The 17,080-nt window shown below is 47.9% G+C and carries 15 protein-coding genes; 4 read left to right on the forward strand and 11 right to left on the reverse strand.

Features of this window, described 5'->3' with window-relative positions:
* Positions 1 to 8: 8 nt before the first annotated feature.
* From RIG68_RS01580 to RIG68_RS01595, 4 genes are all read right to left on the reverse strand, one after another.
* Positions 9 to 791 carry a LytR/AlgR family response regulator transcription factor gene (locus RIG68_RS01580; protein WP_350118017.1) on the reverse strand — a complete coding sequence of 261 codons (783 nt, stop codon included), beginning with the start codon at positions 789 to 791 and terminating at the stop codon, positions 9 to 11.
* A complete protein-coding gene (locus RIG68_RS01585) occupies positions 788 to 1,873 on the reverse strand; it encodes a sensor histidine kinase (protein WP_350118019.1) in 1,086 nt (361 codons plus the stop codon). Before RIG68_RS01585 ends, RIG68_RS01580 begins: the two co-directional genes overlap by 4 nt.
* A gap of 224 nt (positions 1,874 to 2,097) precedes the next feature.
* Positions 2,098 to 3,999 (reverse strand): right-handed parallel beta-helix repeat-containing protein, encoded by a 1,902-nt coding sequence (locus tag RIG68_RS01590; protein ID WP_350118021.1) that lies wholly within the window; start codon positions 3,997 to 3,999, stop codon positions 2,098 to 2,100.
* Positions 4,000 to 4,109: 110 nt separating this feature from the next.
* The gene (locus RIG68_RS01595; RefSeq protein ID WP_350118023.1) at positions 4,110 to 6,269 is read right to left on the reverse strand and encodes an outer membrane protein assembly factor BamB family protein; all 2,160 of its coding nucleotides are present in this window, start codon (positions 6,267 to 6,269) and stop codon (positions 4,110 to 4,112) included.
* Positions 6,270 to 6,481: 212 nt separating this feature from the next.
* On the opposite strand from RIG68_RS01595, the gene RIG68_RS01600 reads away from it, so the two are divergent.
* The 3 genes from RIG68_RS01600 (at position 6,482) to RIG68_RS01610 (ending at position 10,183) form a co-directional block, all read left to right on the forward strand.
* On the forward strand, positions 6,482 to 7,240 hold the full coding sequence (locus tag RIG68_RS01600; protein ID WP_350118025.1) for an MBL fold metallo-hydrolase: 759 nt from the start codon (positions 6,482 to 6,484) through the stop codon (positions 7,238 to 7,240).
* A 77-nt stretch (positions 7,241 to 7,317) separates the two neighbouring features.
* Positions 7,318 to 9,012: a GMC oxidoreductase gene (locus RIG68_RS01605; RefSeq protein ID WP_350118027.1), complete on the forward strand. Its 1,695-nt coding sequence runs from the start codon at positions 7,318 to 7,320 to the stop codon at positions 9,010 to 9,012.
* A gap of 175 nt (positions 9,013 to 9,187) precedes the next feature.
* Positions 9,188 to 10,183: a sugar phosphate isomerase/epimerase family protein gene (locus tag RIG68_RS01610; protein WP_350118029.1), complete on the forward strand. Its 996-nt coding sequence runs from the start codon at positions 9,188 to 9,190 to the stop codon at positions 10,181 to 10,183.
* Between the two features lie 101 nt (positions 10,184 to 10,284).
* Here the strand turns inward: RIG68_RS01610 and RIG68_RS01615 are convergent, their stop codons facing one another.
* Positions 10,285 to 11,064, reverse strand: coding sequence for a hypothetical protein (locus RIG68_RS01615; protein WP_350118031.1), 780 nt, complete (start codon positions 11,062 to 11,064; stop codon positions 10,285 to 10,287).
* Between the two features lie 216 nt (positions 11,065 to 11,280).
* Between RIG68_RS01615 and RIG68_RS01620 the strand changes: the two genes are divergently transcribed.
* Positions 11,281 to 12,009, forward strand: a complete 729-nt coding sequence (locus tag RIG68_RS01620) for a GDSL-type esterase/lipase family protein (RefSeq protein WP_350118034.1) — start codon at positions 11,281 to 11,283, stop codon at positions 12,007 to 12,009.
* Positions 12,010 to 12,198: 189 nt separating this feature from the next.
* Here the strand turns inward: RIG68_RS01620 and RIG68_RS01625 are convergent, their stop codons facing one another.
* The 6 genes from RIG68_RS01625 to RIG68_RS01650 form a co-directional block, all read right to left on the reverse strand.
* Entirely contained in the window at positions 12,199 to 13,539 is a 1,341-nt protein-coding gene (locus RIG68_RS01625; protein WP_350118036.1) for a transposase, read from the reverse strand.
* 164 nt (positions 13,540 to 13,703) lie between these two features.
* On the reverse strand, positions 13,704 to 14,474 hold the full coding sequence (locus RIG68_RS01630; protein WP_350118386.1) for a TIGR00266 family protein: 771 nt from the start codon (positions 14,472 to 14,474) through the stop codon (positions 13,704 to 13,706).
* Between the two features lie 8 nt (positions 14,475 to 14,482).
* On the reverse strand, positions 14,483 to 14,695 hold the full coding sequence (locus tag RIG68_RS01635; protein ID WP_151996249.1) for a hypothetical protein: 213 nt from the start codon (positions 14,693 to 14,695) through the stop codon (positions 14,483 to 14,485).
* Positions 14,692 to 16,242, reverse strand: a complete 1,551-nt coding sequence (gene gltX, locus RIG68_RS01640) for a glutamate--tRNA ligase (protein ID WP_350118038.1) — start codon at positions 16,240 to 16,242, stop codon at positions 14,692 to 14,694. Before gltX ends, RIG68_RS01635 begins: the two co-directional genes overlap by 4 nt.
* Complete coding sequence (locus tag RIG68_RS01645; RefSeq protein ID WP_350118040.1) at positions 16,239 to 16,700, reverse strand: hypothetical protein; 462 nt, start codon at positions 16,698 to 16,700, stop codon at positions 16,239 to 16,241. Before RIG68_RS01645 ends, gltX begins: the two co-directional genes overlap by 4 nt.
* Positions 16,697 to 17,080: a RidA family protein gene (locus RIG68_RS01650; RefSeq protein WP_151996252.1), complete on the reverse strand. Its 384-nt coding sequence runs from the start codon at positions 17,078 to 17,080 to the stop codon at positions 16,697 to 16,699. The genes RIG68_RS01645 and RIG68_RS01650 overlap by 4 nt, the downstream gene beginning before the upstream one ends.

Genomic DNA, 17,080 nt, shown 5'->3' on the forward strand with positions numbered 1-17,080 from the left:
GGAACAGGTTAAATACCTAGTCTTTCCAGTAATTTCACCCGAAAGTTTCGGCTGACCTTTAGCTGGGAGCTATCGACCAATTCAATTTCGTATTCATTGTTTTCCTGTTTGTGGAGGGCCTTGACAAACGCATGATTAACAATGTATGACTTGTGTATTCTTGTAAAGCCGCTGTCGGGCAAGCGCTCCTCCATTTTTTTCATGGTTTCCCTTAGCAGGAAGAAACGATCTGCCACGTGAATTTTTACATAGTAGTCGAATGCTTCCACATACCGGATGTCGGGAAGTTCCAGCAAATGAATGCTGCCGTCTACTTTGATCACCAGTCTCCCCTGATCGCCATCATTTCGAACAAGTGACGTCGTCCCTTTCAAACTGGCTTTAGTTTGATCTATCAGGGTTTTGACTGCCCCATTTTCTACTTCCTGGGCCTTTAGTTTTGTTTTCGCTCGCTGAAGCGCCTGATCAAACCTTTCGTCGCTGAAGGGTTTAAGCAGGTAATCCACTGCATTGACCTCAAATGCCTTCAATGCAAACTGATCGTGAGCAGTAATAAAAACTACTTGCGGCCAGGGCTTCGGAAGGCTCGCCAGTACTTCAAACCCATTCACGCCGGGCATCTGTACATCCAGAAAAATCAGGTCGGGTTTCAATGCCCTGATCTGGTCGATGGCTTCCACACCATTGACACAGAGTCCGATAAGCTGCACCTCTTCATAATCCTCCAGCAGCACTGCCAGTCCTCTACGGGCGGTTTCCTCATCGTCTATCACAAGGCACTTAATCTTCATATCAACCTAAAAGGTAAAGTAATTCTGAACGCAATGCCAGCGCCAGTGCTCATGCTTTGGAAGCGAAAGTCAGTGCCATAGTGACGCCTGAGCCGATGAATGACATTGGGCAAACCCACGCCTTCTGATCCGTTGACCGTATCGAACCGTCGCATTTGTTCTGTAGTGTTGAAGACGGTGAGTACCAGAGCGTCGTTCTCTTTTGCTCCTGTGATGTTGATCTTTTGCTGCCGCAGGCTATCTTTCACCCCATGTTTGAAGGCGTTTTCAACAAGTGGTTGTAATATCATTTGTGGCACCTCGGCTGGGAGCAAGTCTTCGCTGAAGTCCTGTGTTACTTCTACCTGCTCGCCAAACCTCACACTTTCAATCATTAGGTATTTGTTCAGGAGGTCAATTTCTTCAGATAGGGGAACCGTTTTCTCCCGCTGCCTCGACAACACAGACCTCAGTAGGTCATTAAGGGAGGCGATCATTGCTACAGCAAGTTTGTTCTCCTTGAGCCTGACTTTCATGGCAATGCTGTTCATGGCATTGAACAGAAAATGTGGATTGAGTTCGGTTCGCAGTACACTGAGGTCGGACGCTGCAAGCTCTTTTTGGATGACTTCTGATCGCTGTTTTTCAAAGGCCAGTCTTTCTCTTGTCTGTAGGTACAAAAAAATAAAAATATAGCTCCAATACCAGAGCATGCCATCAACCGCATAGGGCCAGGACTGCCTGAAGTAGCTGCCAGATTGATAGAAATTGTAATGTTCGGGGAGACGGAAAAACCGTTCTAATAAGATAATTAATAGACCGGTTAAGATAAAATGCAGCATCCCAAAGCCTGCGCTTATTGTCAAATGTTGTTTGATGAAAGCCCGCCGCCCAGTTGTTTCCAGCGATTTGAAGAAATACAGTGCTAAGGGGCTTAGTATCCAAAGGGAAAGGAAGTAGCCGCCAGGCCAAAAAAGGATATTGTCGACGATTAACCCATCAGTCCATGCCTCTCTGGCCCATACAAAGCCAAAAAGCCCTGACAACACCAGGGTGTTGTAGGGAGCGAATTGCTTGCTGGAAAATAAATCGTTTGGTGCCATTGGTTGGGTGCGAGGAATACCAAGCCTCCAAATTAGTCAATTGTTGGGTTTCAGGACTATCTAGTTTACATAACCCTGAGGTAATCGCTTTCACTTACCCTCCAAGAGTTTGTTGTAGTGAGCGCAATAGAAGGTCATAGTGCGACTATATGATTGTGAACCCTTGGAGGAGTTCTTACAAAATGTCCTTAAAATAGCCTTGCTCTGAGCAACGCACAGGCCTCTCAATTCCTCGGCCCATAAACCGGCAACGCCGCTCCAGCCTCCAATGCTCCCAAATCAGGTGCTTTCCCCGTGAATCCATCGGTGATGTTTGGAATTGATACCCCGGCGTCGATTGCTTTGCTGCCTTTCTTTAGGCTAAAATTGACACCCTCAACTGGGTAAACGTGCCCCCTTTTGTCGGGAATGGGCACGTTTTCGAAAACGTCGAAATCAACTTCAATGCTGTGTGTTTCAAAACTAGTCAGCTTGCTTAGCTCTTTGATTGACGATGCTTCCACCCATGTTAGTTCTTTTTCATCGGCATGATTTTGAGCGTCAGTCGTTGGGTAGCGTAGCCGGTAGCTTTTCTCAGCTCCTGACTTTTTCCGGTACCCATTGTAGTCCATGGTCGAATAAGCTGTAAGGGTGGTTGCACTCAATGCCGACCGACTGTCGGAGGGCCCCATAAAGAGGTTGTTACGAAAGTGGCCATTGGAAAACACGCTGATGGCCGCCTCGGTAATGAACGTGTTGTTGTAGGTATAAATCCCTGCTGGTCTGATCATGTACTTCAGCGCAGTGCCCGGTGTATTGTAACAGATATTCCGAATAAAGTAGACAGGTCCACCAAACATAGGCTGAGCACTTAGAGAGGCATGATAGGAATTAAAGCCTCTGTTTTCAAACACTCGAATATTGTGCACACCACCATCGGCTTCAATAAAGTCGTCAGCCATGTTAAAAATATCGTTTCTGTAAAAATCGATGGAAACACATTTTGGTTTGCCTTCTTCCGGCAGACCATGGGTATCGACGCTGATGCCGTCATGAAAAAAGGAAATAGTATTGTGGCACACCACGTGGCCCTGGCCGTAAACCTTTATAGCGACATAGGAGGTAAGCGGAGCAGGCTCTTCAAAACCATACCAACCAATAAGTGTATCGGGTTCATGCCGACCAATGAGGGTGTTGTCGGCAATATAAAAGTCTTTGGAGTCGGCGCTGTGTGTCATCACGGCCATGCCAATGTCTTCCATTTTGCAGTGTTTCACAGTCAGCCCACTGGCACCCATCACTCGTTTGAGACCGGCATAGAAAGCCACGTCGGTATTCCTGATGGTGAGCCCTTCGAAGTAATGATAGTCGGCAGCCATTACATCGAACAAACGGTAGGCACCGTCACCATCAAAGATCACCTCACCATCGCCGGCCGATTTAATAGTGATGGGCTTTTCCGGCGTTCCTTTTTGCGTGAGCACGTAAGCACCATGAAAATCAAGCGCCAGCTCATGGGCGTACTTTCTTCTGTCCCCTTTATAAAGGCCGGCGTGTACGAGAATTACGTCTCCTGGCTGCACACGGGGCTCGGGTACCATCCACCAATCGCCCTGGTTACCTTCTCCATAGTAGGCAGCATTCAAACCAGTAAAAGCCGGGCTTTCCTTTGGGCCGTCGTAGCCCATGGGATACACATGGTAGGTTTGCCCGCCGACATAGGGCTTCGGCTCAGGCCTGGTTTGAAATGTTACTATTTTCTCTGCGATACCCGAAACTCCATCTGGATCTGTCAGGATGAAACGCCCCTCGTAGCTGGTGCCTGGTTCCAGGTTAAAAATGCTGCCAGCAAACATGTCGGGCACGGTGTAAACCCAGCGCTGATCGTGACCATACACCTTTTCATCGCCAATTCTCAGCAGCGGATGTCCGTGTTTCCATTGTGTATCTCCCTTCTTTCGATAGTCGACCGCCACGGTGGCATTCCTGTTGTCATCGCCAAAAATTTTCCATTCAAAGCCAGCGCACAACAATGTGGGAGGCTCAATAACAAACTCATCAGCCATGGTCTTGTCAGCTACCGAAGCAGGCTGCCAATTAATAAAAAGGAAAGAGGTGAGGAGTGTAATCAGGACGATGGTTTTCATGGCAAAGAAGTTACAACGATAAAGGGTGAATAGAAAACCAAATAGTAGGAACAGCGTCTTACCGGTGTTTGTCGGTGGTGTTTCAAAAATATTGACGGCTTTGGGTTCGATCAGGGCAGGGAAAAGACCACCATCCAACCGCCCGGCTTCTCTCTGTTACCGGTGACGGCAATTGCTAGATGCTGCTTGCCATTTGCTTCGTATACCGCCGGACTGGCATACCCGTTTCCTGGCAAGTCTGCCGTCCATATCTCATCACCTGTCTCTTTGTCAAACGCCCGAATCTTTTGGTCACCGGTAGCTGCTATAAACACCAATCCACCAGCTGTTACCACCGGCCCACCATAGTTCTCAATACCCGTCGGAGGGTCGCCAGGCTGCTGAAGTTCGGGAATATTGCCCAGCGGCACCCGCCAGGAATACTCTCCTGTATTCAGGTTGATGGCGTTCAATGTACCCCAGGGTGGCTTGATGGCTGGTCGTCCTTCGTTGTCTCTGAAATAACCATAGGCTGTGAGATTAAGATACACCATGCCCGTATCCGATTCTTCCGTTGGCTTTTCGGCAATCTTGTCTTTATTAATTTCTAGTAAATAGGAGATGATCTCGTCTTCATTTCCAGCCGCCACCTGACCAAAGGCAGGCATTTTCCCTTTGCCATATTTTATCCGGTCAAGGATGTCGGATTTGCTCAGCTTGCTGCCTACTGTCGTAAGCGATGGAATGGATGGGTCTTCGGACTGTTTGTTTTTGCCATGGCATGAAGCACAGTAAGTGTTGTAGAAAGACCGGCCCACATTGAACATGCTTTGGTCTCTCGGGCTCTTCCACGCCACACCCCGGCTTACTTTGGCAATTTCGGGCGACTCGTTGGCGTTGAGGTAAAGCAAGCCTGTTTCCTGATCCCAGGCGGCACCACCCCATTCTGAGCCGCCACGGCTGCCGGGTGTCAGCAGTGTGCCACTCGTGTCGGGTGGGGTATAAATCCCTTCATATCGGAAGCTTCTGAAGGCATCAAGCACCTCTTTTTTTACTTCTGGAGAAAAGTCCGATAGGTCACCTTCGGAAATATATTGTTTTGAATAAGGCAAAGGCTTGGTAGGGAATGGCTGCATGGGCCAGGCTTCCTCACCGGGGATATGGCTGGCTGGGACAGGCCTTTCTTCTACGGGGAAAATTGGCTCGCCGGTTTCTCTGTCTAATATAAACAAGAATCCTGTCTTGGTGGTTTGCGCCACTGCATCGACCGCTCGTCCATCTTTCGATACCGTGACCAGGTTGGGAGGAGCAGGCAGGTCGTAGTCCCACAGGTCGTGGTGGGTAGTTTGAAAGTACCATACCAGTTTGCCGGTAGCTGCATCCAGCGCCACCAGGCTGTTGCCAAACAAGTTCATGCCCTTCCGATCCGACCCGTAATAATCGTAAGTAGGTGAGCCTAGTGGTATATACACAATACCCCGCTTTTCATCGAGGCTCATGCCTCCCCAGTTGTTGGCACCGCCCACCGTTTTCCATGCATCCGCAGGCCAGGTATCGTAACCGACCTCACCGGGTTGGGGAATGGTGTGGAAAGTCCACTCCAGCTTGCCTGTCAGCACATTGTAAGCCCTGATATAGCCAGGGGCTGCTCCGTACGACTCTGAAACCTCCGAGCCAAGGATAATCAGATCGTTGTGAATGATACCGGGTGAAGTGGGCACCACCCAGGCTTCTTCACCTGAAAAATTTTCGATATTCAGGTTTACTTTTCCATTGTCGCCAAAATCCTGGATTTGCTTTCCATTTGTGGCATTCAGTGCAAAGAGATGATTCCCAGCGGTAAACAGAATTTGCTTTTCACCATTACCTTCCCAGTGGGACACCCCTCTTTTAATAGCGCCCCCTTTTCCATCAAATGGATCGAACGACCAGATGACTTCGCCCGTGGCTGCATCAAGTGCATATACTACATGTCTCGCCGAGGTGAGGTACATGACACTGTCAACAATGATTGGATTACACTCATACTTGACCGCTCTGGCACCTTCGGGAGCGTCGGTGGGCTCGAAAACCCAGCTCACTTCCAGCTCACTTACGTTGTCTTTGGTGATTTGAGTGAGACTGGAATAGCTGCTGCTGGCGGCATCTCCCTTGTACACCTGCCAGGTCTCTCTTTCCAGATCCCCATTGCTACAGGCGCACATTACCCAGGCCAATAGCAAGAGGCTGACGAAAATCAGACGGGGCTCACCAAATATGTAGTTGCCGATAAAGCAATGGGTGTTAGTCATGGGCTAGGTACAAAATGGAAGATAAATAGAAATCTGAAATAACAGAACCGACTTTTGATAAACAGCTATTCCCGTTCCTCCATATTTCGACGCTTGTTTCAATTGATATGATTATTTTGCTCAAACACCACCAGTAGCCTATGAAAAAACGCATCTTATTATTCTTGGCATGCCTCTTACCTGCGTCATTTGGTTTTGCCCAAAATAGCAGAATGATTGACGAGATTCGATCCCACCACGATGGTATGGCTGTTTGGTGGGCAGGCCACAATAGCTGGATCATCAAAACGGGAGACCTCGTCGTGACAACCGATCTTTGGTTGGAAAATGGTAGCCGCATCGCCGATGCTCCGATTACACCTGAGGAGATGGCAGCAGTAATTGATGTTTCCTTCGTCACCCATGCCCATGGTGATCATTTTAACGAGTATACGTCAAAGATACTCCTGGAGAAATCGACTTGTATTTTTGTGATGCCTGAAAGCTGTCTGGCCGTCGCCAAAAAGCTGGGTATTCCTGATCAGCGGATAGTCATAGCCAAGCCGAGGGAGCCTTTTGAAGTAAAAGGAATAAAGATTGAACCTATCCGGGCTATTCATGGCAATGCAAATTTTGCCATTTACTTCGACGCCAATCTTCAGGACTGTGGGTACGTGCTCAGTATTGGGGGAAAGCGATTCCTTCAGCCGGGCGACAGCTACCTCCTCGAAGACCATTTGTTTCCCAGAGACATTGACGTCCTTTTCTTTTCGCCGACTGAGCACAATATGTATATCGATCGCTCAACCATTCTCATTAATACACTGCAGCCTGATTACATCTTTCCCCAACACCATAGCACAGTAAAAGTGAATGAGGGTAATCGCTTCTGGGCAAAAGGCTACCCCGAAGAAGTGAAAATATGGATTGACGATGAGCTTAAAAGCAGGTATCATGTTTTTGAGATTGGGGAAAAGAAGCTGATCAAATGAGGTTGAGCGCTCTCCGCTGCCAATGCGATTCGATAGATGGGGGGCTTTGGTCTTAGAACATTTAATAAATTGCTACTATGAGCAGGAAACAAAATGAATTTGATGCCATCGTGATCGGCTCAGGCATCAGCGGGGGATGGGCTGCCAAAGAGCTTTGTGAGAAAGGAGCTAAGACCCTGGTGCTGGAAAGAGGGCGGCCGGTCAAACACATTGAAGACTACCCCACAGCCATGAAAGACCCCTGGGACTTCGATTACCGGGGTAGACTCCCGGTGGAAGACGAGGAGAAAAATCCTGTGGTTAATAGGTGCTATGCCTATGAAGATGCCACAAAGCAATTTTTTGTAAAGGATGAAGAACACCCCTATGTGCAGGAAAAACCGTTCGATTGGATCCGGGGCTACCAGGAAGGCGGAAAATCGCTGATATGGGCACGGCAAGTACAGCGGTGGAGCGATTTTGAATTTGAGGGTCCCTTGAAGGAAGGATATGCAGTAGATTGGCCCATCCGCTACAAAGACCTGGCCCCCTGGTATTCTCATGTCGAAAAGTTTACAGGCATCAGCGGCAACAGAGACGGCATTCCGCATTTTCCCGACAGTGAAGTGCAGAAAGCATTTGAATTTAACTGCGTAGAAGAGGAGATAAAGAAAAAAATCACCGAGAAGTACGCTGACAGGCCCGTGATCATGGGGCGGTGTGCCCACCTCACCGAGCCACAAGACATCCATAACGAGCAGGGCAGAGGCCAGTGCCAGGCCCGTCATCTCTGCTACCGTGGCTGCCCTTTCGGGGGCTACTTCAGTTCCAATTCTGCTACCTTGCCGTGGGCAGATAAAACAGGAAACCTCACGCTACGTACACATGCGGTGGTAGAGTCCATCATTTACGATGACCAACAAAACAAAGTGACAGGTGTGAGGGTGATCGATGCCAACAGCCAGGAAGTAACAGAGTATTTCGCCAAAGTGGTTTTTGTCAATGCAGCTTGCCTCAATTCCAACCTTATTTTACTCAACTCCAAGTCTAACCGGTTCCCGAATGGGCTGGGCAATGACAACGGCCTGCTGGGACGGTACGTGGCGTTCCACAATTACAGAGGCAACATTTCCGCACAGTATGATGGATTTGAGGATGGTTATTACTATGGTCGGCGACCCACAAGTATTTTTATGCCCTCGTTTCGAAACACGCTGGAGCGATTCCCCGCCTTCAAAGGCCGCTATGTGACAGCCTTCAGCGCCGGACGGTCGGGTTGGGACAGAGGAGAAGAAGCTGTTGGAGCAGAGTTGAAGGAGAGACTGCAAAAGCCCGGTATCTGGAATGTTTTTATGATGCTACAGGGCGAGACTATTCCGAAGTACGGCAACCATGTGAGGCTAAGCGATACGCAAAAAGACGCCTGGGGAATCCCTCAGCTAGTCACCTCTATCGGTTACGATGCGAATGACGAGAAGATGCTGCAGGACTTTCTGGAGCAAGGTAAGGAAATGCTGGAAGTTGCGGGATGCGTTAATATCAACGCCTATGATACCAAACAGGCACCCGGTTTGGATATCCATGAGATGGGGGGAGTACGGATGGGCCATGACCCTGAAACCTCCCTGCTGAATAAACACAATCAGCTTCATTCAGTTAGGAATGTGTACGTGACAGACGGGGCAGCCATGACTTCAACCGGTTCCCAAAATCCTTCACTTACTTTCATGGCGTTGGCAGCAAGGGCAGCCAATCACGCTATAGAGGAGATGAAGACTGGTAGATTGAAGTAAGGTTCTTGTCAATTCATTGTGTTTAAAAGACACTAAAACGCTTTGACAAAGACAAGACATTCTTTAGCTTAGCTTGACTCCCGTGGGTGTCTACCTAGTCATCTCCGGATTCCATGGTATCCCCCGAAAGTGATGCTGATGGATTAGACACAATTTCCAATTTTCTCTAGACACCATGAACAACAGAAGAGATTTCCTAAAAATGACAGGGGCAGGAGCCGCAGGTTTAGGCCTTGCTGCCACCTTACCATTTGACCTTTTCGCAGAAGCTCCAGCCAAAAAACTGTTCTTCGATATTTCCCTTGCTCAGTTTTCTCTGGCAGGCTCCTTTTTTTCCCAGAAGCTGACCAATATCGAGTTTCCGGCCCTGGCGAAAAACACCTATGGGGTTTCCAATGTGGAGTACGTGTCGACTTTCTGGAATGGCAAGGGTGGCGACAAGGCCTATATCAAGGAATTGAAAGACCGCACCGGCGATTTGGGTGTCCGCAATGTGCTCATCATGGTAGACGGTGAAGGTGAGCTGGGCCATCCCGATGCTGCCACCCGGAAGCAGGCTGCCGAAAACCACTACAAGTGGGTGGACGCTGCAAAGGAGCTTGGCTGCCATGGCATCAGGGTCAACCTGGACGGGCCGGGCACCGATGAGGAGGTAGCGGACGCATGTGTCGACGGGTATGGCACACTGCTGGAATACGGACAGCAAGCCGGTATCAACATCATTGTGGAAAACCACTTCGGGCCATCGACCGACCCCAAATGGCTGGTAGATGTAATCAAGCAGGTCAACAACCCTTATGCCGGACTATTGCCGGACTTTGGTAATTTCACACGCCGGGAGCGGGTAGAAGAAATGACCATTGAAGCTTTCAAAAACGCCAAAGTCATCAAGGAATATGACAAATACGAAGGCGTGAAGTTGATGATGCCATACGCCAAGGGTGTAAGTGCCAAAACCTATATTTTCGACGCAAACGGCGACGACACAGCCACCGACTTTCTCAAAGTGTTCACCATGGTGAAAGAATCTGGCTTTAAGGGGTTTGTGGGCATCGAAGCCGAGGGGGCCTTCGTGAAAATGATGGGTATGGAAGGCAACTATCCAGCTGAGGAGGAAGGCATTAAGCTAACCAAGGCATTGCTGGAGAAGGTAGGAGAGAAGCTGTCATAGATAAACCTATCGCCCTGGCTCGTGCCCTCACGAGCCAATTTTCAGGCCTGTATATGGTTCGTGACTATATCAGCCACCACCAGTACTGAAAAAAATGATGCCTAATAGTCACTAACCCTTGCCTTTCTAAAATCAAACACGAAGTTGTAACCATCCACTGGCACCACCACACGGTAATACCTGTAATAACCATTTTTCGGGAAGTAGACCTTCCCTCTAAGGGCTGAAGTGTCGGGTAAGTCCATCGGCTGCATGATTTCCTGGTCGAGGTAATGGAGGTCTTCTCTGGTATAGTAGTTTCTTTCCTGCGAGGAGCGGATGACTGCATCTGTTGTCATCAGGGTGGTGGCTGTTAGCACGTCCCTGGTTTGGGACTTGTTCCAGTCCTTTTGGGTATAAAACTCTTTCTTTGAATCTCGTACGTCGCTGGCTACGTCAGCTACCACCATGCCTACCGAGAGCACGCCGAAGATAATGGCCAGTGTTTGCTGCTGCTTAATTTGCGTTTCGTAGTGGTCTTCCACCACGTTTTTGGTCAGAGACTTTCTAAGATAACCAGGCACTTGACTATATGGAAATGATACCTGATGGATATTGTCTGCCATATCAGAAAGCTCAGGAAAGGGGCTGCTCCCTGCGTAGTAATGAAATAGCTTGGGGTCAACCTTGAGCGGCAGGCCACTCTTGTTCACTATCTCCAGGTCAAAGATCACCAACCTGTTTTCTGTCTCCACATGCTCAAGCACCGCTGTGATGCTATCTGCTTCCAGCACCATATAGTATGGATCCTGATAAGCTTTTGAAAAATTGATGGGTACAAGGCGCTGACCAAAGGCCTTTGAGCCAACCAGCAGCAATAGGAGAGTAGTATAAGTCTTCATGGCGCAGGATTTTGAAATAATGCAGCAAGTATTGTGCCTTTTTTTGCTCGGAATACTTTTGGGATCAGGTGAGGTGATGCCACCAGCTAAGGCTGTGGGCACGACGGTGGTGCCCACAGCCTTAGCTGGTGGCACGACATATTTGTCCTTTACTTTTGAAGTCCTCTTAACTAGTTTTATCTCAAACGACTGTAGCTACTATTTTAGAAAACCTCTATGAAAAAACACCTACTCCTGTCCATAGTCCTTTTATCGATACTCACGCTATACTTGCCCGCCACGGCTCAGCAGAGTGTCACCCACCAGAATGTGTTCGATACCATCCCGTTTATCATGGATCACCACAAGCGGAGGCTGGAGAAGTTTTCAAAAGAACCCATGAGCACAGGCAAGATTCTTTTCCTTGGCAATAGCATCACCGAAGGCGGCCCCTGGGCCGAACTGCTCGGCGACCCGACTGTAGTTAACCGGGGTATTGGCGGCGACTTTAGCTACGGTATTCTCAACCGGTTAGACGAGATCATTCAACGCAAGCCATCGAAGCTCTTTCTTTTGATCGGCGTGAATGATATCGGTAACGACATCCCGGATGCCGTCATTGCTGACAATGTCAGGAAGATCGTTACCAGGCTAAAAGCTGAAAGCCCCGCTACGGAGATTTACATCCAAAGCATTCTGCCCGTCAATCCTGAGTACCCCAGGTTTCCTCAGCACTACGACAAGCAGTACCATGTGTTGATGACCAATCAGTTATTGCATAAAGTAGCGCTCGACACCAAAGTGACGTTCGTGAACCTGTTTCCGCTGTTTCTCGACGACCGCCAGCGGCTGGATGCCAATCTCACAAAAGACGGGCTGCACCTCAACCGCAAGGGCTATGAAATTTGGGTGGAGCATTTGAGGGAGATGGGGTATTTACCTCGGGCTCCCTTGAAAATTGATTAAATGAGGGCAAAAAGTGGAAATGGGAAGATCTATTTGAGCCTTCCTATTTCGATTTTGTAGTGTATCGTATCATCTTTGGCCTTGGAAGAGTACAATTGGGCTATAAATCTGAGATGAAAAGCTATTGGGGTATTGGAAAGGACATAGCTTTCCCCTGGGCTTTAACTGATTTTGACTAACGAAGTAGTTTTAAGCTGCTACTAGTAAAGGAGGGGCTTCATCTTGCTGCCTTCGCTTGCTAATCTTCACTGCATTAGCAGTCATCACGGCAAAGAAAACATAGAGCTTTTCCCTTTTCTCTCCCTTCACCTTGACTTTGGTCAACCCATAAGCAGTTTTGTGTGTACCAAAGCTACCTTCCATCACTGTGGCTCTTTGGTTAGCAATCAAGCTGCTTAGTTGGTGTTCTTGTTTGCTGTGTGGTTTGGGGCCTTTCTTGGGGAAGCAGGTGAATATCTTTTTAGAAGTACAAAACGTGCGGTTGGCATTAGTAGCATAAATGCGATCAGCTCCGAGCTGATGTAACTGATTGAATCTATTTTTGTGCTTTAACACACTGGTTTTCAATCTGGTAGATTCATTGAAGGCATTGAAACTCATTTTATCGATCAGGCAAATACCATCTACCTGAAGCATGTGTACCTTCATGCCGAACTCTACCCTTTTGTTCTCCTTGCCTCTGACAATTGGACGTACATAGGGCTTTGGCAGGGAAACAATCCTGTTCTTTAGCTCATTGGCCGGATGTGTCATCAGAAACTTCTGCTGCTTAAGCACTTTTCTGACCGTTTTCAGGTAGACTCGCTCTTGTTCTGTGAGAAGTGGTGAAGAAGATGCATCTAACACTTGCTGTAGCTGCTTAATCCCTTTGTCTAAAAGGTACAGAAGGGCTTTCTTGCGACGAGTGCCCTCTTTGTGAGTCTTTTTCCTTTTACGCTCGTAATCCATCTGTCTGCGCTTCTGATGGATATACTTGGAGCGGGGCCTTTTGAAGCCCAATATCCTACACCATCTGTAGAGTTGCTTTTCGAAGACCCATTCACAGCTCTCCCAGAGTAACTTCACATCGGTAGGGAAGCGAATATAGGACTCATAACAGGTAGCATCCATTTGCAGCACATGGGTATTGCTCATATCTCTTTTCCAGTGATCAATTAACACTCCCTGCACAGCTTCCAGGTCAGTATTCTCCGCCATATAAGTCCGTATTCTGGTAAGGATGCTCTTATCTTTTACCTTTTCATTATCGGCCAGTAGCTTACCACAGAATAGCTGGAGAGCCCAGTCTGTATTGAACCGCTCAATCAGCTTCTCATCGCTGATATTGAGATAAGACTTCAAAAACATCAGAGCGAACATTCCTCTGGCATCAAACCAACGAGGTGCTCCCGGGCCTATATTCTCTTTCGGTAGGCATTTGGCTAACTCATCCCAGGGAAGGCTGCTATGGACTTTGCCTAGCTCGGTTTCCTTAAAAATGTACCATTTGGGGGTGACGTAAACATCGGGTTGGAAAAGCTGAGACTGCATCGTAAATTGATTCGTTATTTGTATTTAGACACTACAAAATAACAAATCAAAAACCCCGAAAAAAGCTGCAAACAGCCTATTTCGGGGTTTTATTTCTTCACCCCCTTAATATTAGCCATTGATAATCAATAGATTATCATTTTCAAGGGTGCCCTATTCTAGACTTATGATTCAAGGATGCTTCCAAGAATGGAGCTGCTCTCCTTGCCGCTGTTTTTGCCGTAGGGCGCCAATACCTGGATTAGTTTTCTGATTGGCATCGATTGTAGCCATACCTTTCCGGTGCCTCGCAATGTGGCAAGAAAAAGGCCTTCTCCGCCAAAAAGCATCGACTTTAGTCCTCCTGAGCTCTGCACATCAAAGTCAAGTGTGTGCTCGAAGGCTACCACGCAGCCAGTATCAATCCTTAGCGTTTCGTTGTTCAGTTGCTTTTCAATCACCGTGCCACCAGCGTGAACAAATGCTTTTCCATCTCCCTGGAGCTTTTGAAGAATGAAGCCCTCTCCACCGACAAGTCCGGAACCAATTTTCTTATTGAAAGTGATGGATACTTTGGTGCCAAGTGCCGCACATAGAAACCCATCTTTCTGTACAATTAATTGGTTGCCCTGCTGCGTAGCCAGGTCAATAGGGATGATGGTGCCGGGATATGGCGCAGAAAAGGCTACTTTCTTTTTGCCAACGCCGTGATTGGTGAAATGCGTCATAAAAACAGACTCACCCGTTAACGCCCGGGCGCCGGCTGAAAGTAGCTTGCCCAGGAAACCCTGATCGGGCTCGGAACCATCTCCCATTTTGGTTTCGAAGATGATGCCATCTTCCATGTACAGCATCGCCCCAGCTTCGGCTATGACAGTTTCTCGTGGATCAAGCTCTACTTCAACTGTTTGAATGCTTTCACCAAAAATCTTATAATCAATTTCGTGTGACCGTATCGCCATAGTTACTCTTCGTCTTTGCTTGTTTTCTTTTTTATTTCTTCGATGTCTTCTCTGTCACGCAGCTTCTTGTCATCTACGTTTTTGTTAAGAAACTCGTTAATCTTATCAATCTGAAGGTTGGAGGAGATTTCGCCAAACGTATCTATGCTTATTTCAAAGCCGCTCAGGTCTTTGGCTACTTTCGGTTTCTTTTTTTCGGTTTCTTTCTTGCTCATGCTTGTGTGCTTTGTCCTCCTAATATAACGATAGCCGAGTCAATTCGTTTAGCAGTTTCTTTGGCGCCAAGTATTTCTATGATGGCCATGAGATCGGGTCCGCCGCCTTGTCCGGTAATTGACAGCCTTAGAGGCTGCATATATTTGCCCATTTTCAACTCTTTGGTAGCAAAGAAATTTTCTATCGTGTCATGAGCGGTTGTGGCGCTAACGGTGTCTTCAAGTTGGGAAATGCCCTTTGATAAATCCTGAAGTACAGCTGCCACATCTGAGTTCCACTTCTTTTCAACAACCTGCTGGTCATAGGCAATTGGTACTTCAAAGAAGAATTTATTTTGCTCCCAGAGCTCGTGTGGAAATGAAATACGCTCTCTTAAAACCTCTGCAACCTTTATGACCTTCGCCGGTGAAGCCTTCACACCTTCTTTGTCGAGATCTTTTTGAAGATAAACAGCCAACTCCTCTGCTGATTTGCTTTTTATATAATGCTGGTTGAACCAGTTGGCCTTGTCGATGTCGAATTTGGCTCCAGCCTTACTGATCCGCTCTATGGAAAACTCACTGATAAGCTCCTCCATACTGAATATTTCCTTTTCGGTGCCGGGGCTCCAGCCTAGCAAAGCCAAAAAGTTGATCATTGTTTCAGGCAGATAGCCTTTTTCCCTGAACCCTTGCGACAGCTCTCCTGAAACGGGGTCTACCCAGTTGAGTGGAAAAATCGGGAAGCCGGCTTTGTCGGCATCTCTCTTGCTTAGTTTGCCGTTGCCGTCTGGTTTCAGCAGCAAAGGCAGGTGAGCAAACTGAGGCATGGTGTCCTCCCAGCCAAAGTACCTGTACATCAGCACATGCAGTGGTGCCGACGGCAGCCATTCTTCTCCTCTGATGACATGAGTAATCTTCATGAGATGATCGTCGACGATATTGGCCAGGTGGTAAGTGGGCATGCCGTCCGACTTCAGCAATATTTTATCATCCAGCACAGATGAATGCACAACCACCCAACCTCTTATGAGGTCATGAAACCTTATGTCTTCTTTGCGAGGCACCATCAAACGAACTACATACGGATCACCGTTTGCAAGCCTTGCTTTTACCTCAGCCTCTGGCAGGGTGAGGGAGTTCTGCATGGTGTTGCGGGTCACAGCATTGTACTGCTGATTAGCTACCTTGGCAGCTTTCAGCTTTTCACGCATAGCGTCGAGTTCCTCCGAGGTGTCGAAGGCATAGTAAGCCTTTCCCTCGTCGATCAGCTGCTGGGCATATTGCGCATAGATATCTTTCCTTTCAGATTGCCTGTAGGGGGCGTGGGGGCCTCCGGTTAGTGGGCCTTCGTCTATCTCTATACCCACCCACTTTAGCGATTCTAAAATATATGCTTCGGCGCCTGGCACAAACCTCGACTGGTCGGTGTCTTCTATGCGCAAAAGCATCGTGCCGTTGTTTTTTCTGGCGAAGAGGTAGTTATAAAGAGCGGTTCTAACGCCTCCGATGTGGAGGGCTCCGGTGGGGCTTGGAGCGAAACGAACCCTAACTTCTGAATTGTTCATGTTAACTTATCAAGTACCTGGTAAAGTGCTTTTTGTGTTTGTTTCAAATGGACGTCAAAGTTAGCCAATGCTATCAGATAATTGGCAATGCAGCCTGCCAAAGAAAGACAACCGTAGAGGTAATTTTTGCCTGGCCCCAAGAAAATAAGCGTGAGCAGAAAAGTCAATAGGCACCAGAAAACCAGAAAGAAACGGGTGCTGGGAAAAAGGCGGTACTTTACCTGAATCAGTGAGCCTGTCGAAGTCTGATCGACAACACCCTCCGCCAGTGGAATGAAATTTTGAGGCTTGGCTACGTTCACTGAAACCCGGAACGATTTTTCGTAGACAAGGCCAGTAAATGAAAAGTCTTTTCCTGCGCTTGCTTCTGATTTAGTCTCCGTTTTTAAAAGAGCGATGATGCTGGCGGCCTTGGCCGATGAAACAATCGTCTCTCTTTCAAAAGGTACTAACCTCATGCATCAATGCCGGCAATCAGGGAAATTTCAACCAGGGCGTCTTTGGGCAGCCTGGCCACCTCAACGGTTTCTCGTGCCGGGGGCTCACTCTTGAAGTATCCTCCGTAAATCTCATTTATCACCGGGAAGTCGTTCATATCTTTGATAAAGATGGAACACTTTAGCACCTCTGCAAATGAAAGGCCTTCCTCTAAAAGGATGGCCTTAAGATTTTCCATGACCAATTTGGTTTGTGATTTGATATCACCTGACTCAAACTGACCCGTAGCAGGGTTGATAGCCACCTGACCTGATACCAGCACAAGGTTGCCATATCTTACCGCCTGGCTGTAAGGCCCGATAGGGGCCGGGGCGTTTTTAGTATAGACTATTTTCTTCAT

The organism is Imperialibacter sp. (assembly GCF_040222385.1).
GTDB lineage: Bacteria > Bacteroidota > Bacteroidia > Cytophagales > Cyclobacteriaceae > Imperialibacter.